Below are 475 nucleotides of genomic sequence, written 5' to 3'. Positions count from 1 at the left end.
CTGGGAAAGACACACACAGTAATCCACTAGGCTTCAAAACTATCATCAAACCCAGCAATCAAGCCATCAAAACCCACAACAAGAAGATGAAAGAGATAGTAGACTCCAATATCGCAGTACCGCAAGTGGCGTTAATAAGACACCTCAACCCGGTCATCAGAGGGTGGAGCAACTACTGCTCAACAGTAGTGTCTAAGGAAGTCTTTTCTCAAATGGATAACTTATTATATTGGAAGTTAACCAGATGGGGAAACCGAAGACATCCCAACAAAACTGGAAAGTGGGTAGCCAAGAAATACTGGCAAACAATAGGGAATCGGCACTGGGTATTTGCAACACGAGCGGAATCAAATCCAATCAAATTGCAATGCTATGCCGATACTCCAATTGTCAGACATGTTAAAGTCAAAGGCGAGGCCAGCCCATATGACGGCAATCTCAAATACTGGAGTACAAGAATGGGTAAACAACCCGG

1 protein-coding gene is annotated in these 475 nt (G+C 43.8%); it reads left to right on the top strand.

Annotation, left to right across the window (positions count from 1 at the left end; genetic code table 11):
- Nucleotides 1-86: 86 nt before the first annotated feature.
- Nucleotides 87-475: group II intron maturase-specific domain-containing protein (locus LKK83_RS05850; RefSeq protein ID WP_324630000.1), on the top strand; the 389-nt coding region annotated here is incomplete at its 3' end.

Source organism: Phormidium sp. CCY1219, from assembly GCF_035615515.1.
Taxonomy (GTDB): domain Bacteria; phylum Cyanobacteriota; class Cyanobacteriia; order Cyanobacteriales; family Laspinemataceae; genus CCY1219.
The sequence above is the reverse complement of the archived record's forward strand: the minus strand, read 5'-3'. Positions and strand labels throughout refer to the sequence as shown.